The organism is Rhodococcus sp. NPDC080181, assembly GCF_040702225.1.
Lineage (GTDB): Bacteria > Actinomycetota > Actinomycetes > Mycobacteriales > Mycobacteriaceae > Rhodococcoides > Rhodococcoides fascians.
The window spans coordinates 21,640-37,738 of record NZ_JBFBKN010000015.1 but is presented as its reverse complement, the minus strand read 5'-3'; the positions used below and the strand labels follow the sequence as shown (position 1 = coordinate 37,738).

The 16,099-nt window shown below is 66.3% G+C and carries 14 protein-coding genes and 2 pseudogenes; 3 read left to right on the top strand and 13 right to left on the bottom strand.

Annotation, left to right across the window (positions count from 1 at the left end; translation table 11 throughout):
- Window positions 1-68 precede the first annotated feature (68 nt).
- The 3 genes and pseudogenes from AB0O58_RS17650 to AB0O58_RS17640 form a co-directional block, all read right to left on the bottom strand.
- Window positions 69-1,058 (bottom strand): DUF4238 domain-containing protein, encoded by a 990-nt coding sequence (locus AB0O58_RS17650; protein WP_157226220.1) that lies wholly within the window; start codon window positions 1,056-1,058, stop codon window positions 69-71.
- A 641-nt stretch (window positions 1,059-1,699) separates the two neighbouring features.
- Window positions 1,700-2,591: pseudogene (locus AB0O58_RS17645) on the bottom strand (IS5 family transposase).
- 174 nt (window positions 2,592-2,765) lie between these two features.
- A pseudogene (locus AB0O58_RS17640) lies at window positions 2,766-3,348 on the bottom strand (transposase); the annotation flags it as partial.
- Window positions 3,349-3,518: 170 nt separating this feature from the next.
- Here AB0O58_RS17640 and AB0O58_RS17635 point away from each other — a divergent pair.
- Both AB0O58_RS17635 and AB0O58_RS17630 read left to right on the top strand, forming a co-directional pair.
- A complete protein-coding gene (locus AB0O58_RS17635; protein ID WP_225330463.1) occupies window positions 3,519-3,782 on the top strand; it encodes a hypothetical protein in 264 nt (87 codons plus the stop codon).
- A gap of 78 nt (window positions 3,783-3,860) precedes the next feature.
- Window positions 3,861-4,439, top strand: a complete 579-nt coding sequence (locus AB0O58_RS17630; protein WP_202916944.1) for a site-specific integrase — start codon at window positions 3,861-3,863, stop codon at window positions 4,437-4,439.
- A gap of 371 nt (window positions 4,440-4,810) precedes the next feature.
- Here the strand turns inward: AB0O58_RS17630 and AB0O58_RS17625 are convergent, their stop codons facing one another.
- The 10 genes from AB0O58_RS17625 to AB0O58_RS17580 form a co-directional block, all read right to left on the bottom strand.
- Window positions 4,811-6,346, bottom strand: coding sequence for a class I adenylate-forming enzyme family protein (locus AB0O58_RS17625; RefSeq protein WP_011331209.1), 1,536 nt, complete (start codon window positions 6,344-6,346; stop codon window positions 4,811-4,813).
- A 28-nt stretch (window positions 6,347-6,374) separates the two neighbouring features.
- A complete protein-coding gene (locus AB0O58_RS17620) occupies window positions 6,375-7,136 on the bottom strand; it encodes an enoyl-CoA hydratase (RefSeq protein ID WP_011331210.1) in 762 nt (253 codons plus the stop codon).
- 4 nt (window positions 7,137-7,140) lie between these two features.
- Complete coding sequence (locus AB0O58_RS17615) at window positions 7,141-8,295, bottom strand: acetyl-CoA C-acetyltransferase (protein ID WP_011331211.1); 1,155 nt, start codon at window positions 8,293-8,295, stop codon at window positions 7,141-7,143.
- 21 nt (window positions 8,296-8,316) lie between these two features.
- Window positions 8,317-8,817 (bottom strand): MaoC family dehydratase, encoded by a 501-nt coding sequence (locus tag AB0O58_RS17610; protein ID WP_011331212.1) that lies wholly within the window; start codon window positions 8,815-8,817, stop codon window positions 8,317-8,319.
- On the bottom strand, window positions 8,814-9,572 hold the full coding sequence (locus tag AB0O58_RS17605) for a 3-hydroxyacyl-CoA dehydrogenase (protein WP_011331213.1): 759 nt from the start codon (window positions 9,570-9,572) through the stop codon (window positions 8,814-8,816). Before AB0O58_RS17605 ends, AB0O58_RS17610 begins: the two co-directional genes overlap by 4 nt.
- A gap of 91 nt (window positions 9,573-9,663) precedes the next feature.
- Window positions 9,664-10,824 carry an acyl-CoA dehydrogenase family protein gene (locus AB0O58_RS17600; protein ID WP_011331214.1) on the bottom strand — a complete coding sequence of 387 codons (1,161 nt, stop codon included), beginning with the start codon at window positions 10,822-10,824 and terminating at the stop codon, window positions 9,664-9,666.
- Between the two features lie 8 nt (window positions 10,825-10,832).
- Window positions 10,833-11,621, bottom strand: a complete 789-nt coding sequence (locus AB0O58_RS17595; RefSeq protein WP_011331215.1) for an enoyl-CoA hydratase-related protein — start codon at window positions 11,619-11,621, stop codon at window positions 10,833-10,835.
- Window positions 11,618-13,285: a long-chain-fatty-acid--CoA ligase gene (locus AB0O58_RS17590; protein ID WP_011331216.1), complete on the bottom strand. Its 1,668-nt coding sequence runs from the start codon at window positions 13,283-13,285 to the stop codon at window positions 11,618-11,620. Before AB0O58_RS17590 ends, AB0O58_RS17595 begins: the two co-directional genes overlap by 4 nt.
- 7 nt (window positions 13,286-13,292) lie before the next feature.
- Complete coding sequence (locus AB0O58_RS17585; protein WP_011331217.1) at window positions 13,293-14,468, bottom strand: thiolase family protein; 1,176 nt, start codon at window positions 14,466-14,468, stop codon at window positions 13,293-13,295.
- Window positions 14,465-15,331 carry a CoA transferase gene (locus AB0O58_RS17580; protein WP_011331218.1) on the bottom strand — a complete coding sequence of 289 codons (867 nt, stop codon included), beginning with the start codon at window positions 15,329-15,331 and terminating at the stop codon, window positions 14,465-14,467. Before AB0O58_RS17580 ends, AB0O58_RS17585 begins: the two co-directional genes overlap by 4 nt.
- Before the next feature lie 95 nt (window positions 15,332-15,426).
- On the opposite strand from AB0O58_RS17580, the gene AB0O58_RS17575 reads away from it, so the two are divergent.
- Window positions 15,427-16,020, top strand: coding sequence for a TetR/AcrR family transcriptional regulator (locus AB0O58_RS17575; protein WP_025997155.1), 594 nt, complete (start codon window positions 15,427-15,429; stop codon window positions 16,018-16,020).
- Window positions 16,021-16,099 lie beyond the last annotated feature (79 nt).

The following is a 16,099-nucleotide window of genomic DNA, read 5'->3' as shown; positions in this document are numbered from 1 at the left end:
AAATGGATTAACGACACGTCCCCAAGTGATACGGATGCACGTTGTCTACCGCGGCAGGGGTCATTGAATCAGCGTTGATACCAACGGGACACCGGTGCAGCCGGCAGCTCCGCGCTCTCGAACCACCGGGTCGGACGACGTGACAGCTCGACCACTGTCTCGGCGCGGGGAACGACCGGCCACGGAGGCACTGTGATGGTGCTCGCGATGTCGTCGTCGGGATGCTCGAAGATCTTTTCGTAGGCGGCAGCGACGATCTCCTGATTGATCTCGTAGGTCTCGACCGCGTCGAGAACGAAGGGGAGCTGCGGCGAGATGCCCGGGCGAAAGAACGCGAGAAGCCGATGACGGTCGATGGGGTAGATCCACACGGCCGCACTGGCGTTACCGGGCTTCACACGGCGATCAGTGGACGGACCTCCGATAACAACGACCGGGTCGTCACTGGTCAACAGAGGCGTTTGAGTGCAGTAGACGGCCCAATTCCGCGTGATCAAGGGAACGATCAGCTTCGTAAAATTTTGCATCATCAGCTGGATTGCCTGAGGCTTGTGGTCTTGGCTGATCAACGATCGGCGGTCCTTCTCGCGCATCTGTGCTGCGGCAACCTCAATCGTCTCGTCATCCAAGCTTTGGCCGGTCGACAAGAGCCATATACGAGCTGCGACCTTCGAGTGTTCGATCGGATCCTGCCGGGATGCATACTCGAGGAGATCGAGCTGTTCCTGGCGAAACGATTGGCCACGGCTCATCTGCGCGGCAACCACCATCGCAAGATCGCGCTTCATCTCGACGTCGGTGACAGGTCCAGGCTCGGCTGCGAGGAGTTCGTCGATCCGAACCTTGGCGAGCTTGTCGAACACCTCCAGTAGGACCTCGACGACCAGCGGGGGTGTCGAGGTCTGGTCGATGTCGTCGGCTTCGAGTCGATAGAATTGCTCTACCCCGCCAACCTTCCTGGGCCCCACGAGCTTCCCGCGACCATCGTCGATCCGAACGGACCGTACCGCGCCTTTTCCGCCGGGGGTCCAACGTCTGATGTAGGACTGAGGGACCACGTGGTGATACTTCGGAGCATTCGGATCATTGGTCAGGTTGGTTGCAATCTCAGCAACTCTTTCGATCCTCGCCCTTAAGCTGTCGTACGACATGACGGCGAGCATAGTTTCGGCGGATCAACAGCACCGAACCCGACATCCCCACGCCTCCGCGGCAACGGCCAGGATGAGTACTCGGTTTGGAGGTAGGTGCGGTCCCCGTAGGTCAAGCTCAGGACCATTTCGATTGCCCGTCGTGCGCTCGATCGGAGATCGGTCGGTTGGACGACGACTTCATCCTGAACGGTCACGCTCCAGCAACAGTGACGGACAGGCGAGAGGTCCGAAGGCCTCTCGATGGACGTAAAATCGCCCGGTCTTCTTCATGCGTGGGCGAAAACAGCACGCGGACAGTGGATTTGCTGTCTGAGCTTCCAGATACCGATCGGAAACGGCAAAGGGTTTCTTCGGCTAGATCGCCAGTGGTGTCCCGCCGACGCGGCGCAACCTAGCCGATGATTCCGGCTCTGGTGCGATCGGCCTGGGGCGTACGACCCCCCGGCTGACGGCGGGGGCTTCGGGTTTCCGGACCACGACGTCCGCGTACTTCGTTTCGTGCTCTGACCAAGGGGAACCGCACTTTGTGGCCTAGGGCGTGTCTCCTAAAGGGTGATGTGGCGCGACCACAGGAAAATCGCATGTAGGAGCGCGCCCGCCCGGTACGTCAGCGCCAATTTGTCGTACCGGGTGGCAAGCCCCCGCCACTGTTTGACGGCATTGAAGGAACGCTCGACTACATTGCGGCCTTTGTATTTCTGCGCATCGAACTTCGGAGGCCGACCACCACCGCTGCCCCGATTACGCCGATGGCCCTGCTGATCGCGAGGTTCGGAGATCACTGCCTCGATCCGCCGCGACCGCAGCAACGCTCGGATTGCACGCGAGGAATACGCCTTGTCACCGAGCACCGCATCCGGGCGAGTACGCGCCGGTACCGACCCCGCCCGCTCGATCCGCAAGTGCGAGAGCAAGATCGGAAACATCGGACTGTCACCCGCCTGCCCGGCACCGATGAGAACGACCAACGGCAGACCGTTCCCATCGGTGAGGTGATGAATCTTCGTGCTCAACCCACCACGAGAGCGACCGATACCGTGATCATCGGGCTCGGCAAGCAGATTCATGTAATTCGACAGATCCCCCTGTGGAACGAGCGAGATTCGTGCCGTGCTGATGTGCTCGGTTGATTGTCGAATCCACCGACACCTGCCCATCCACCCCGCCGCGGGCATCGGCGGCGCTCAACAACGCCGCGAGCACTCGATCCCACGTTCCGTCACCGGCATAGCGGCGGTGTCGTTTCCACACCGTCTGCCACGGACCGAAGTCTGCGGGCAGATCACGCCATGCCACCCCCGCCCGATATCGGTAAGCAATCCCCTCGACCACCAGCCGATTGTTCCGGAACGCCCGACCTCGAAGACCATCGGACGAGGGCAACAACGGTTCGATCAGGCCCCACTGCTCATCGGTGAACATCTGCAATCTCGACACGAGAAACATTCTCGAGCACAACCACACTCACATCTAGGAGACACGCCCACATCGGACCCTCTTAGAATTGGGGTCTACTGAAATGAGTCCGACCAGCATGAGCAGATCTCGGCGGTCCTTCTCACCCGAGTTCAAGGACGAACTGTGTCGGGGGGGGTGTCCCTATGGTTTCTGTCAAGCTGCGTGAACTGCGGGCGGTTGGTAAAGGGTCTTGTTCTTGAGCATGGCGAACAGGACGTCACATCGGCGTCGAGCGAGACAAATGAGGGCCGCGTTGTGCTTCTTACCTTCCGCTCGTTTGCGGTCGTAGTAGGTACGACTGGTGGGGTCGTGCAGCGCGGCGAAGGCCGAAAGGAACAACGCTCGTTCGAGCTTGCGGTTACCCGACCTCGCTGGATGCTCACCTCGGATCGAGGTTCCGGATCGGTGGGTCACGGGTGCGATGCCGGCGTACGCGGCTAGGTGTCCTGCTGATTTGAATGCCGAACCGTCACCGACCTCGAGCAGGATTCGTGCTGCTGCCGGTGATTCCGACGCGTGGCATCGAGATCAGGACCGAGGAAAGAGGGTGGGCATCAAGCATCCTCTCTACGTCCATGCCGATTGCTTTCCGTTGCTGCAGTGTCTCTTTGAGCGAGTCTGCCAGCTTGGGAAGCACAGTCTCGGCGGCCGCAGACCCGGGGACCACTACGGTCTGAGACTCCAGTGCGGCGGAGATTTCTACAACTGGTCGTGCGCCCATGAGTGGCGCGTTCTTCGCGGGGGTCGGGGAGCAGATTCTCGAAATCCGGCGCTAAGGATTTACGGCAGATAGTAGCGTACTATCTGCCGTAACTCGTGAGTCGTCCTGCCGCGATGGTCGTTCCGGAGATGGGCGACTCCGGAAACTATCTGCCGTAGTGCTGAAGGGCGGTCGGGGTGGGATCGGTGAGCTCGCTACCGGCGCGGGCCGCCGGGATCCGGCTGGCGGACGCGACGCGGACCTTTCTGGGCACGATCGCGGCGGTGAACACCCGCCGCGCCTACGCCTCGGCGTTGGATCGGATGGTGCGCGACTTCGGCGCGGACGGCGATGTCGGGTTGTTGAACCCGGATCGGGTGTCGGGGTGGTTCGACTACGTGTGGGGCGACAAGGCCCCCAAGACCTACAACCTCCGGCTGACCGCGGTGTCGGCGGCGTGCGCCTACTGACGCGATCAACAGTGGCTGACCGGCGATCCGGTGTCGCGCCTGCGGGCGCGGCCGAGTGCGCCGGACAACAGCAAGGCGATGACCGCCGCCGAGGTTGCGGAGCTGCTGGGCATGGACGCGGCCCTGCGCGAGCGGGTGTTCTGGTCGATGCTGTATGAGTCCGCCGCGCGGGCGGAGGAGATCCTGAATCTCGACATCGAGGACCTGGACACCGTGAACCGATGCGCCACGGTCACCCGCAAGGGCGGCGCCCGCGAGGTGATCTATTGGCAGACCGGCACCGCACGGCCGCTGCCCCGGCTGATCGCCGGACGGAAGTCCGGGCCGCTGTTCCTGACCGACCGCAAAGCCAAGCCGTCGGTCGCCAAGACCGACACCGACAACTCGACCGGCCGCGCCCGACTTTCCTACCGCCGCGCCGCGACGCTCCTCGAGGAGCACACCGAAGGGATGCGACGCGGACCGTTCACGCTGCACCAGCTGCGGCACTCGCGACTGACCCACGCCGCAGAGAAGGGCGCTTCCACGCCGATGCTGATGGCGTTGAGCGGACACACCTCGGTGCGCAGCCTGGTCAAATACGCGAAGGTCTCCGCCGAGGCGCTGGGGCGCTGGCAGGCCGAGACCGATCCCGCTGCGCGGCGGCGCTCCCGCTGAATCTCTCAGTAGCTGACGGTGACGAGTTCCGGCGCGTGTCTGCGTATCTTGTTCAGCACCTTGACTGTTCGGCCCGAGCGCATCTGCTCGAGGGGGGCCGAAAGAGACCAATCAAGTGCGGCACCGTCGATGGGTGTGGTCTTCCGCGTCCGGGAACTCATAGCCGCTGCCGGGCGTGCGTGGTCGTGGTGTTTGTCGGATCCGGCGGGGGCACGGCCGAGAGTAGGGCCGTGAGGTCGCGCGAGACCTCGCCGGGGTTGGAACAGCCGTGGGAGATGAGCGCGCGGGAGCGCGGCTTCGGTCAGGCCGTATCGGATATGGACGGCGTCGTGGTTCCCGGGAACTCGAATGTGCCGGAGTCGTCCGTCGGTCTACGTGCGTTGCGCGGAGTCGTCCCGAATCTCACTGCGGAGAACGTGTTTGAGGATCTTGCCGGAAGGGTTGCGCGGGATGTCACGGACGATCAGATCGCGCGGCAGTTTGTAGTCCGCGACGTATTCGGCGGCGTACGTCCGCAGCTCCTCGAGGGTCACCTCGCGACCGGGAACCGGGGTCACGATCGCGACGATGGTCTCCCCGAATGTGGCGTGGTCCAGGCCGACGACGGCAACGTCCTGGACGTCGGGGTGCCCCGCGAGGGCGTTCTCGACCTCGATCGAGTAGACGTTGCGGCCGCCGGTGATGATCATGTCCTTGAGCCGGTCGACGATCGTGATGAAACCGTCGGCGTCGCGGACGGCGAGGTCCCCGGTGTGCAGCCACCCGTCTCGGATGGTCTCGGCGGTGGCCTCGGGCTTGTTCCAGTAGCCCTTCATGATGGTCTCGCCGCGCAGGATGATCTCGCCGGTCATCCCCGTCGGGACATCGTTGCCATCCGGATCGACCAGCCGGAACTCGGCATTCGTGATCGGCCAGCGTCCCGTCGCATCGGGACGGACGGCGACCTCGTCAGGCGTGGAGTAGATGCCGGTGGGGCCACCCTCGGTCGGCCCGCACAGCTGGAAGAAGCCGACGTCCGGGAAGGTCGTCACGAGTTTCGCGACCGCAGTCGGCGGCATCGGTGCCGCCCCGAAGAAGCCGAGCCGCCAGTGCGAGAGGTCGCGCCGCTCGAGGTCGGGGACCGTCAACATCATCTGATACATGGTGGGAACACCGAGGAAGACGGTGATCCGGTATCGCTCGAGGGCGTCGAGGACGGCGGCGGGCTCGAATGCCGGCAACACGACGTGGGTGGTGCCCATCGAGAAGCCGCTGAGCACGAACAGCACCAGTTCGGCGCAGTGGTACATCGGTGCCACGTGCAGGTTCCGGTCGAAGGAGTTGACGCCGAGCGAGGACACCGCGTGGCCGACCCACAGCAGCCGGTGGTGATCGAACAGCGCACCCTTCGGTTTCCCGGTGGTGCCGGAGGTGTAGATGATCATGCAGTCGTCGTCCTCGCGCACCTCGACCTGTGGGTCGCTGTCCGGCATGGAGGACGCCAGCTGGACGAAATCGTCGAAGCCGTCCGCGCCGTCCAGCGAAAGCGCCGGGGCAGCGGGCGCCTGCTCCAGCTTGGCCAGGTCCCGCACCGCCGCGACGGTGTCCCCACCGAACAGCAGCACCGACGCGCCGGAGTCCTCGAGCAGATACGCCAGCTCCCGGGCCGTGGACCGCGGGTTGAACGGGGAGACGATCGCGCCGACCTTGAACGCGCCGTACAGCGCGAGGAGGAAGCGGTCGGAGTTCGGCGACAGCACCGCCACGCGGTCGCCCTTCTGCACGCCGAGGGACAGCAGCGCGTTGGCGTACTGGTTGATTTCCCGGTCGAGCTGCCCGTAGCTGCGCTCGACGCCCTCGAAGATCAGCGCGGGCCGGTCCGGGTGGCGGCGTGCGTTCAATGTCAGTTGTCCACCAAGGGTTGCCATGATTCTCCTATGATCGGCGGGTGGTCTGCTAAGCAAATGTGGGGGGACGTTTGGTGAGGACGGCGTCGGCGCCCTCGGCGAAATCCGGTGTGCCGATGAGTTCGATCTGTCCGGCTCGTTCACGCTCGAGGGCGTGGTCGAGGTGGCCCAGGGTGGACGCGGCGAGCGCCCGTCTGGTCAGTTCGAGGGCGCGCCGCGGCCCGGCTCCCAGCGTGCCGGCGACGGCCTCGACATGGGCCGCGAGCTGGTCATCCGGCAGGATCCGGGCCACCAAGCCGGTCTGGGCGGCGTCGGTGGCGGAAAGCCGCTGCCCGAGCAGCGCTAATTCTGTAGCCCGCGCCCGGCCGATCGCCGCGGCGACGAGCGCGGTCGCGCCGCCGTCGGGCATCAGCCCGATGCTGGTGAACGACAACAGGAAATACGCGCTTTCGGCGGCGTAGGTGAGGTCTGCGGCGCAGGCGAGCGCCACTCCGTACCCGACCGCGGGGCCGTTGACGGCGGCGATGACGGGGACCGGCGCGGAGACGATGCCGCGGATCACCCGGTTCGCGGCGTCCATCACCACCTCGGGTTCCTCGCCCGTCACCGCGGTCAGATCCGCTCCCGTGCAGAAGGCTCTTCCCGCGCCGGTGAGCACGATCGCGCGGGCACCGGTCGCTTCCGCCCCGCTGATCGCGGTGTCGAGTGCGACCAGGTCGTCGACGCCGAGGGCGTTCATGCGGCCGGGCCGGTCGATCGTGATGTGAAGCAGGCGGCCGGTGCGGACGGTCCGGATAGCGGTCGGGGTCATCGGATCAGCCGAGCCGCTCGATGATGGTGACGTTGGCTTGTCCGCCGCCCTCGCACATGGTCTGCAACCCGTAGCGTCCGCCGGAGCGTTCGAGTTCGTGCAGCATGGTGGTCATCAGCCGGGTGCCGGTGGCGCCGATCGGGTGGCCGAGAGCGATGGCGCCGCCGTTGGGGTTCACCCGCTCCGGGTCGGCGCCGGTCTCCTGCAACCACGCCATCACGACCGGGGCGAACGCCTCGTTGACCTCGAACACGTCGAAGTCGTCGATGCGCATGCCGGTCCGCTCGAGTGCCCGTTCGGTGGCGGGGATCGGTGCGGCGAGCATCATGACCGGATCGGCGCCGAGCACGGTCAGGTGATGGATCCGGGCCCGCGGAGCCAGGTCGTGGCGGCGTACCGCCTCGGCGGAGGCGATGAGCATGCCCGAGGCGCCGTCGGAGATCTGGCTGGCGACCGCGGCGCTCAAGCGCCCCCCCGGCGTGAGGCTCGGCAGGGCGGCCATCTTCTCCGGTGTGGTGTCGGCGCGCGGTCCTTCGTCGGTCGTCATCTGCTGGTAGGGGAGGATCTCGGCGGCGAAGCGTCCGCCGGCGATCGCCTGCAGCGCCCGGCGGTGGCTTTCCAGGGCGTACTGCTCCATCGCCTCCCGGTCGATTCCCCACTTTTCGGCGATCATCTCGGCGCCGCGGAACTGCGAGATCGTCTCGTCCCCGTAGCGGGCCCGCCACCTCGTCGAGCCCGAGTAGGGGTCGCGCACGCCGAACGCCTCGCCCGCGGTGACCGACGACATCAGTGGGATCTGGCTCATGTTCTGCACCCCGCCCGCGACGATGAGGTCGGCGGTGCCGCTCATCACGGCCTGCGCGGCGAAATGTACAGCCTGTTGCGAGGATCCGCACTGGCGGTCGATGGTCACGCCGGGCACTGTCTCGGGCAGGCCCGCAGCGAGGGCCGCGGTGCGGGCGATATCGCCCGCCTGCGGACCGATGTTGTCCAGGCAGCCGAGGATCACGTCGTCGACCGACGCGGGGTCGACACCGTTGCGTTCGACGAGTGCGCCGATCACATGGGCCGCGAGGTCGACCGGGTGTGCGGCGGCCAGTGCGCCGCGGCGGCGGCCTACCGGGGTGCGTGCCGCGTCGATGATGTATGCCTCTGGCATTGATGTCTCCGAATCGTCGTCTCAGGTGGTCGATGGTTGACGTGTGCGCGAGTGCAGGTAGGCGTCGAGCAGGACGGTCAGCACGACGCGGCCTTCGCTGTCGACCACGGTGCTCTCGGTGGTGACGAGGGCGCGTGCCCGGTCGTCGAACTGGATGTCGTCGATGACGACGGTGCCGGTCAGCACGTCTCCTGGACGCACGGGACGGCGGAACCGCAGATCTCGGATGCCGCGCCCGGCAATGGCCGCCCAGCTGTGCCCCACTGCGTCGAATGTCAGCCGTTGCAGGATCGCCAACGTGTGGATTCCACTGGCGATCAGGCCACCGAACTGGCCGTCCTGCGCCGCCGCCCGGTCGATGTGAAACCACTGGGGATCCCAGTGGGTGGCGAAGTCGACGAGTTCGGCCTCGGTCACCGTGTGTGAGCCCAAGTCGAAACGCTGGCCGATGCCCAGGTCCTCGGCGTATACAAGGCGTGTGTGCTCATGGTGCGATCCCACCTGCACGCCGACGGGTTTCACCGCGGCGCCATGCGGATCGCGCCGTCGAGGCGGATGGTTTCGCCGTTGAGCATCGGGTTGGTCACGATCGCCTCGACCAGCTGCGCGTACTCGGCGGGGTCGCCGAGCCGGTTCGGGTGCGGCACCTGCTGTCCCAGCGAAATCTGAGCCGCCTCGGGCAGCGTGCCCAGCAGCGGGGTCTTGAACAGGCCGGGCGCGATGGTGTTCACCCGGATCAGCAGCGACGCCAGGTCGCGGGCGATCGGCAGGGTGGCGCCGACGATCCCGCCCTTCGATGCCGAGTACGCGGCCTGTCCGATCTGCCCGTCGAAGGCCGCGACCGAGGCGGTGTTGACGATCACGCCGCGCTCGCCGTCGACGGGCTCGTTCTGCGACATCGCGTGCGCGGCGAGGCGGATGACGTTGAAGGTTCCGGTCAGGTTGACCTTGACGATCTTCTCGAATTCGGCCAGCGGGAACGGTCCGTTCTTACCGACGGTCTTGACGGCGTTGCCGATGCCGGCGCAGTTCACGGTGATTCGCAGTGAGGACTCCGCGTTGGCGCGCTCGACCGCCTCGGTGACCGCGGCCTCGTCGGTGACATCCGCCGGAGCGAATTCCACGGTGTCGCCGAGAGCAGCCAGCGCATCCGTGTTCGCGGTGGGCAGGTCGACGGCGATTACCCGGGCGCCCGACTTGGCGAGGGCGGTGACGGTGGCCAGTCCGAGGCCCGAGGCTCCGCCGGTGACGAGTGCGTTGGTTCCGGTGATATGCATGAATACTCCTGACGAAATAGGTTGAGAACATCGGGTTTTTGACAAAGTGAGGTGTGACTGACGCAGTGGTGTCACTGCGCGAAGGTCAACCTCATAAGGCGCGGCCGATGAGTTCCTTCATGATCTCGTTGGTGCCGCCGTAGATCTTCTGCACGCGGGAAGCGGCGTACATCTGCGCGATCGGGTACTCCATCATGTAGCCGTAGCCACCGAAGACCTGCAGGCAGCGGTCGACGATCTCGCACTGCTTGTCGCTGCCCCACAGCTTGGCCATCGACGCGGTCGCCGCGTCGAGGGTGCCGTCGAGGTGACGCTGGATGCAGTGGTCCATCAGGGTCTTGCCGGCCAGCACGTCGGTCTTGCACTCGGCGAGTACGAACTTCGTGTTCTGGAAGTTCAGGATCGGCTTGCCGAAGGCGTGACGTTCCTTGGCGTACCTGATGCTCTCCGCCACCGCGGCCTCGGCCACCGCGACACCGCCGACACCGAGGATCAGCCGCTCACGCTGCAGCTGACCCATCAGCTGGTAGAAGCCCTGCCCCTCGACGCCGCCGAGCAGATTCGCTGCCGGCACCCGCATGTCGGTGAACGACAACTCGCGGGTGTCCTGGCCGTGCTGGCCGATCTTGTCCAGCACCCGCCCACGCTCGAACCCCGGAAGATTCTCCGTCTCCGCGACGAGCAGCGAGATACCCTTGGAACCTTGGCTCGGGTCCGTTTTGGCGACGATGACGAGCAGGTCGCAGTGCGACGCGTTCGAGATGAACGTCTTCGAGCCGTTGATCACGTAGTGGCCGCCGTCGCGAACCGCGGTGGTCCGTACGGCCTGCAGGTCCGAGCCGGTGCCGGGTTCGGTCATCGCAATGGCGAGGACGCTCTCACCGCTCGCACATTTCGATAGCCAGCGCTTCTTCTGGTCCTCGGTGGCATAGGCGGCGATGTAGTGCGCGACGATCGTCGAGTGCACGGCGAAGCCGAACGCGGTGTCGTGGGCGTAGGCGATCTCCTGCTGCACGATCGCCTCGTGGCCGAAGTTGCCGCCCCCGCCGCCGTATTCTTCGGCGATGTCGAGGCACAGCAGTCCCGCGGCGCCGGCCTTGGTCCAGAACTCGCGGTCGACCTGGTGCTGCGCGGCCCAACGGTCCTGGTTCGGGGTGGCTTCCTTGCGGAAGAACTCGGCGGCGTGCTTACGCAGCAGCGCCTGATCGTCGGTCTCCCACGGGGAGCGGTAATCGGGGAACAGCTCGCTCATGATCGGTCCTACTTTCCGGTGAATTCGGGGGCGCGCTTGGCGAGGAACGCGGCCTGGCCCTCGCGGCTGTCGGCGGAATGGATGGCAACGTGAAAGTTGCGCTTCTCGTGCTCGAGTCCTTGCGCCAGAGAGGTTTCCAGGGCCTGGAGGGCGGCATCCTTGGCCAGCGCCACCGCGAGCGGTGAGTTGGCGGCGATCCGCTGCGCCATGGCGACCGCCGCTTCGAGGGCGGTGCCGTCCGGGACGGTCTCGGCGACGATGCCGGCCGCGCACGCCCGCTGTGCGGACAGGAAGTCGCCGGTGAGCAGTAGGGCCATCGCCTTGGACTTGCCGACGGCCTGAATCAGGCGCTGGGTTCCGCCGCCGCCCGGGATCACGCCGAGCTTCACCTCCGGGACACCGAACTTGGCGGATTCGCCGGCGATGACGATGTCGCAGGCAAGCGCCAACTCGCAGCCGCCGCCGAGTGCGAGGCCCTCGACCGCAGCGAGGACCGGCTTCGGGAATCGGCCCAGGTCGGCCCAGATGGTGCCGCCCAGCGCGGCTCGATCGCCGAGCAGCGACTGGTCGCGAATGGCGTCGAAATTGGTGATGTCGGCTCCGGCGCAGAAGATCCCGCCGGCGCCGGTGAGCACGATGGCACGGATCTCGTCGTCGTGCCGAGCCGCGACGAGCTCGGTGTTCAAGGCGGTGAGCACCGCCTCGTTCAGACTGTTGCGAGCCTTGGGCCGGTTGATCTCCAGGATCAGGAGGTGGCTGTCGCGGGCCGTGCGTAGCGGGGCGTTGTCGGGGTTCATCGGACGTCCTCGTAGACGTTGGTGTGCGCGGCGCGCATGGCCTTCTTGTCGAGCTTGCCGACGCTGGTGCGGGGCAGCTGGTCCAGATACAGGACGGTCTCGGGCAATTGCCATTTGGCGAATGCATCGGCGAGCAATTCGTGGATCTCCGACAGTGGAAGTTCCTGCCCGTCGGTCGTCACGACGAGTGCTACTGGACGCTCCTGCCACTTCGGGTGCGGGACGCCGATGACGGCCGCCTCGGCGATCTTCGGATGGGCAACGAGTGCGTTCTCCATGTCGATGGAGGAAATCCATTCGCCACCCGACTTGACCACGTCCTTGATCCGGTCGGTGATCTTCAAGTAACCATTCGGGTCGATGGTCCCGACATCGCCGCTACGCCAATACCCGTCGAGGAACTTGTCGGCGTCGTCGTCGAGCTTGTGATAGCGCTCGATGATCCACGGTCCGCGCAGCAGCACTTCACCCTGACTCGTGCCGTCGTGCGGGAGATCGTTGCCTTCCGCGTCGACGATCCGGATGTCGATGCCGTTGACCGGCAAACCCTGCTTACGCTTGAGATCCCACTTCTCCTCGTCCGAGATCACACCGCGCAGCGAGGGCTTCAGTCCCCGGTTCACCGCGACCAGAGGGGTGGTCTCGGTGGCGCCGTAGGCGTGGATGACGTCGGCTCCAGTGATGTCGTGGAAGTCGCGCATCAGCGACAGCGGCGGCTCGGTGGCACCGGACAGCAGCCGCGCGCGGGAGAAGTCCGGTGCGACCGCAAGCGTCTTGATGTAGTTCATCATGGGCTGGAAGATCGCCGGCGCACCGTTTGCGACGGTGACTTGCTCCGCGATCATCGCGTCCACGAGGACGGATGTGTCCTCGGCGATGTAGCGACCGGGCAGCACGATTTTTGCGGCACTGTAGGCGGCCGCCTGGGGTAGGCCCCAGCCCTGGCCGTGGAACATCGGCGTGATGAGCATGACGGCATCGTCGCTGCTCATCCCGAGTCCGGCGACCTCGGCGAGGGTGTGCAGGTAGATGCCGCGATGCGAGTAGTAGATGCCCTTGGGCCTGCCGGTGGTGCCGGTGGTGTAACACGCGCTGTAGGAGGAGGTTTCGTCGATGACCGGCCAGTCGATCTCCGGGCCGGCGTCCGCGAGCAGGTCCTCCCAGTGCACCGCGTGCGGGAGCGTGGTGGTGATGTCGGCCAGCGGCTTATCGGTCATCACCACCCACGTCTTCACGTTCGGCGTATGCGGTGCCAGCGCCTCGGCAACCGGAAGCAGCGACTCGTCGATGAGGACCACCGATGCATCACTGTGTCCGGTGACGTAAGCGAGATCCTCTGGCGCCAAACGCAGGTTCATCTGCAACATCACGGCAGCGAGGCCGGGAATCGCCCAGTACAGCTCGTAGTGCCGCTTGCTGTTCCAGTCGAGGATCCCGACCACATCGCCCGGCCCGACGCCGATCGAGCGAAGTGCATTGGCACTTCGTTGGATTCGCGCGTAGGCATCGGCGTAGGTGTACCGGTCCCAGCCGCCGTCCGCGGTGCGGTACACGATCTCCTGCTCGGGATAGGTGCGCGCGGCGTGCCGGATGATGGTGGTGGTGTTGAGTTGATAGTGGTCGCCGTGGGTGGAGGGCAGGCCCCTCACGATCTCGTGGCTCATGACGTCCTCAGATGCGTTCGATGATGGTGGCGTTCGCGGTGCCGGTGGCCTCGCAGACGGTCTGCAAGCCGAACCTCTTGCCGGAGCGTTCGAGTTCGCAGAGCAGGTCGGTGAGCATCCGGGCTCCGGTCGAGCCCAGCGGGTGGCCGAGGGCGACGGAGCCGCCGTTGACGTTCAGCTTGTCGTCCGGGACGCCGAATTCCCGTTGGAAGATCAGCGGCACACCGGCGAAGGCCTCGTTGACCTCGAACAGGTCGATCTCCTCGACGGCCAACCCGCTTCGGCCGAGCGCCTTGTGGGCGGCGTCGAGGATCGCGGTGAACTGGATGATCGGGTCGGCGGCGGCGACCGACAGCGCGCGGAACCGGGCGCGTGGGATGAGGCCGTTGCGCTCGGCGTACTCGCGGTCGGCGATCAGCAGCGCGGCCGCGCCGTCGCTGATCTGCGAGGAGTTGGCCGCCGTGGTCCGCCCGTCGGCGCCGAACACGGCTTTCAGGCTCGCCATCTTGGCGGGGTCGATGTGCTCGCGGATGCCCTCGTCCGAGTCGATGACCGGACCGGTCGGGTCGTCGGGGTCGGCGGTGATCGGCACCATCTGGTCGCGGAACTTCCCGGCCCGCGTCGCGGCGTGCGCCCGCTCGTGGCTGCGAGCGCTGAACGCGTCCAACGCCGCTCGGCTCAGGTCGAACCTCTCGTTCATCAGCTCCGACGACGGGCCCTGCGCCATCAGCCCACCGTCGTAGCGGTCGAGTTCGCGCGGGCTGTACTGCGGGCCGAGCGGCGCGCCGGGCAGGAACGCCGGAGGCATCGGCACCCGTGACATCGACTCGACGCCGCAGGCGATCACCAGGTCGTGGGAACCCGCCATCACCGCCTGGGCGGCGAAGCTGACCGCCTGCTGCCCTGAACCGCACTGGCGGTCGATCGTCACCGCGGGGACCGACTCGGGCAGCCCGGCGGCGAGCACCGCGTGGCGGCCGAGATTGCCCGACTGGACATCGTGCTGGATGACGCAGCCGGTGATGACGTCCTCGATCGCGGCGGGGTCGACGCCGGCGCGGGCCACAAGCTCCCGCAGCGTCTGCCCGAGCAGGTCCACCGGATGCCATGCGCTGAGGATCCCTCCGCGACGGCCGACCGGGGTCCGGACCGCGCCGACGATAACGGCCTCGCGAACACTCATGACAAAGCTCCTTGTGCTGAATTACGGGGTGCCGAATCGCGGATTCCGATCAGGGGAATGTCGAGGCGCTTCGCGACCTCCTCCCATTCGCGCGTCGGCTTGGAAAGAAACGTCTGCTCGAGCTCCTCCTGGGTGCCCTCGACACCGAGACCGGCGCGGGCGCGCTCCCAGAAGTGCGGCTCGAGCGCGGCCAGCGCGACGTGGCCGTCGGAGCTGGAGTAGATCCGGTAACCGGGATGCGCCCCGCCGAGCGGCGCGCCCGCTCCCATCAGACCGTGCCGAACTGCGGCGCCGGCGTCGGCGGCCGCCTGTTCGAGGACGACCCGCTCGCGGTGTCCCACGCCGGACTCCGCGGCCACGCGCAGGGCGAGCAGGGCCGCGGACACGGCGCGCTCGGCGCCGAGCAGGTCGGCCACCGGGACGGTCGGCATCGTCGGCGGCTGGAGAGTGCCGTGCAGGGCCTGGTACGTCAGGTCATGGCCGGGCTGCTCCGCCGCGATCCCGTCGTGCCCGACGATCTCGATATGCGACAGGTGCGGATTCGCCGCGGTCAACTCGTCCAGGCCGAGCTTGACCAGCGCCGAGGGGCGCATGGCGGTGAGCATCAGGTCGGCACGCGACAGCTCGCGCGCCGCCACCGCCCGATCAGCGGGGTCCTTGAGGTCGAGGGTCACGACCCGCTGGCCCACAGTGAGCTCGTCGTACCACGTCGGCGCCACGGCCCGCAGCGGGTCGCCGGCCGGCGGTTCGATCTTGGTGACGGTGGCGCCCAGCGCCCGTAGCCGCGCGGCGGCGAGCGGGCCCGGCAGATTGATCGCGAGCGACACCACCTGCACGCCCTGCAGCGAACTCGACTGCGACATCATCAACCCCTTTTTGACTATACTGATGTATAGCCATTAATGCGCATGTACTGTCTAATGTCAAGGGTGTATGCTTTTTTCTCTGATAGGAGGCAATTTCTGTGACCGACCCCCGCGCCAGTGACGAGGACCTCACCGCGAAGGCCCGCATTCGCAACGCCGCGCTCGACCTCTACGCCGAGCGCGGCGAGGATCGCGTCTCGATGCGCGCCGTCGCCGCCGCCGCCGGGGTCGCCGTGGGATTGGTGCAGCACCACTTCAAGACCAAGGACGGGCTACGCGTCGCCGTCGAGCAACTGGTCGTCGACTATTACGCTCTGGCGATCGCCTCTGTGCCGGACGAGGGCGCCCCAGCGCAGGTCGCCGCCGCTCGAGACGAGGCGGTGCGGCACATGCTCGCGACGCATCCGACGGTGGTGAACTACATCCGGCGCGCTGTGCTCGATCCGCAGGGAAAGAGCGAGTTACTCGAGCGGCTGACCGACCTGAGTCGCAGAGAGATCTCCAAACTCCGCTATTCGGGCAAGACCTCGACACGGCGATCCGAGTCCTCACAGGTCATCGGGCTGATGGTTCGTCAGCTGGGGCAGCTGCTCATGCAGCCGATGATCGATGACATGTGTGACTTCCTCGACCGGACGGGCGTGCCGCACAGCGACAAACTGACGCTCTCCGTGACCGTAATCTAGCGGTAGTTTGTTGGGTCAGGTCGGAGGTAGAGGTGCAGGCCGTGGCCTGTTTCGCGGCTCAGGAGAGACTTCCGCCGAC

Excerpts from the sequence above, each read along its gene's own strand:
- AB0O58_RS17630 (WP_202916944.1), top strand. The coding sequence starts at position 3,861 with ATGACCGCCGCCGAGGTTGCGGAGCTGCTGGGCATGGACGCGGCCCTG.
- AB0O58_RS17625 (WP_011331209.1), bottom strand. The coding sequence starts at position 6,346 with ATGGCAACCCTTGGTGGACAACTGACATTGAACGCACGCCGCCACCCG.
- AB0O58_RS17620 (WP_011331210.1), bottom strand. The coding sequence starts at position 7,136 with ATGACCCCGACCGCTATCCGGACCGTCCGCACCGGCCGCCTGCTTCAC.
- AB0O58_RS17615 (WP_011331211.1), bottom strand. The coding sequence starts at position 8,295 with ATGCCAGAGGCATACATCATCGACGCGGCACGCACCCCGGTAGGCCGC.
- AB0O58_RS17605 (WP_011331213.1), bottom strand. The coding sequence starts at position 9,572 with ATGCATATCACCGGAACCAACGCACTCGTCACCGGCGGAGCCTCGGGC.
- AB0O58_RS17600 (WP_011331214.1), bottom strand. The coding sequence starts at position 10,824 with ATGAGCGAGCTGTTCCCCGATTACCGCTCCCCGTGGGAGACCGACGAT.
- AB0O58_RS17595 (WP_011331215.1), bottom strand. The coding sequence starts at position 11,621 with ATGAACCCCGACAACGCCCCGCTACGCACGGCCCGCGACAGCCACCTC.
- AB0O58_RS17590 (WP_011331216.1), bottom strand. The coding sequence starts at position 13,285 with ATGAGCCACGAGATCGTGAGGGGCCTGCCCTCCACCCACGGCGACCAC.
- AB0O58_RS17585 (WP_011331217.1), bottom strand. The coding sequence starts at position 14,468 with ATGAGTGTTCGCGAGGCCGTTATCGTCGGCGCGGTCCGGACCCCGGTC.
- AB0O58_RS17580 (WP_011331218.1), bottom strand. The coding sequence starts at position 15,331 with ATGTCGCAGTCGAGTTCGCTGCAGGGCGTGCAGGTGGTGTCGCTCGCG.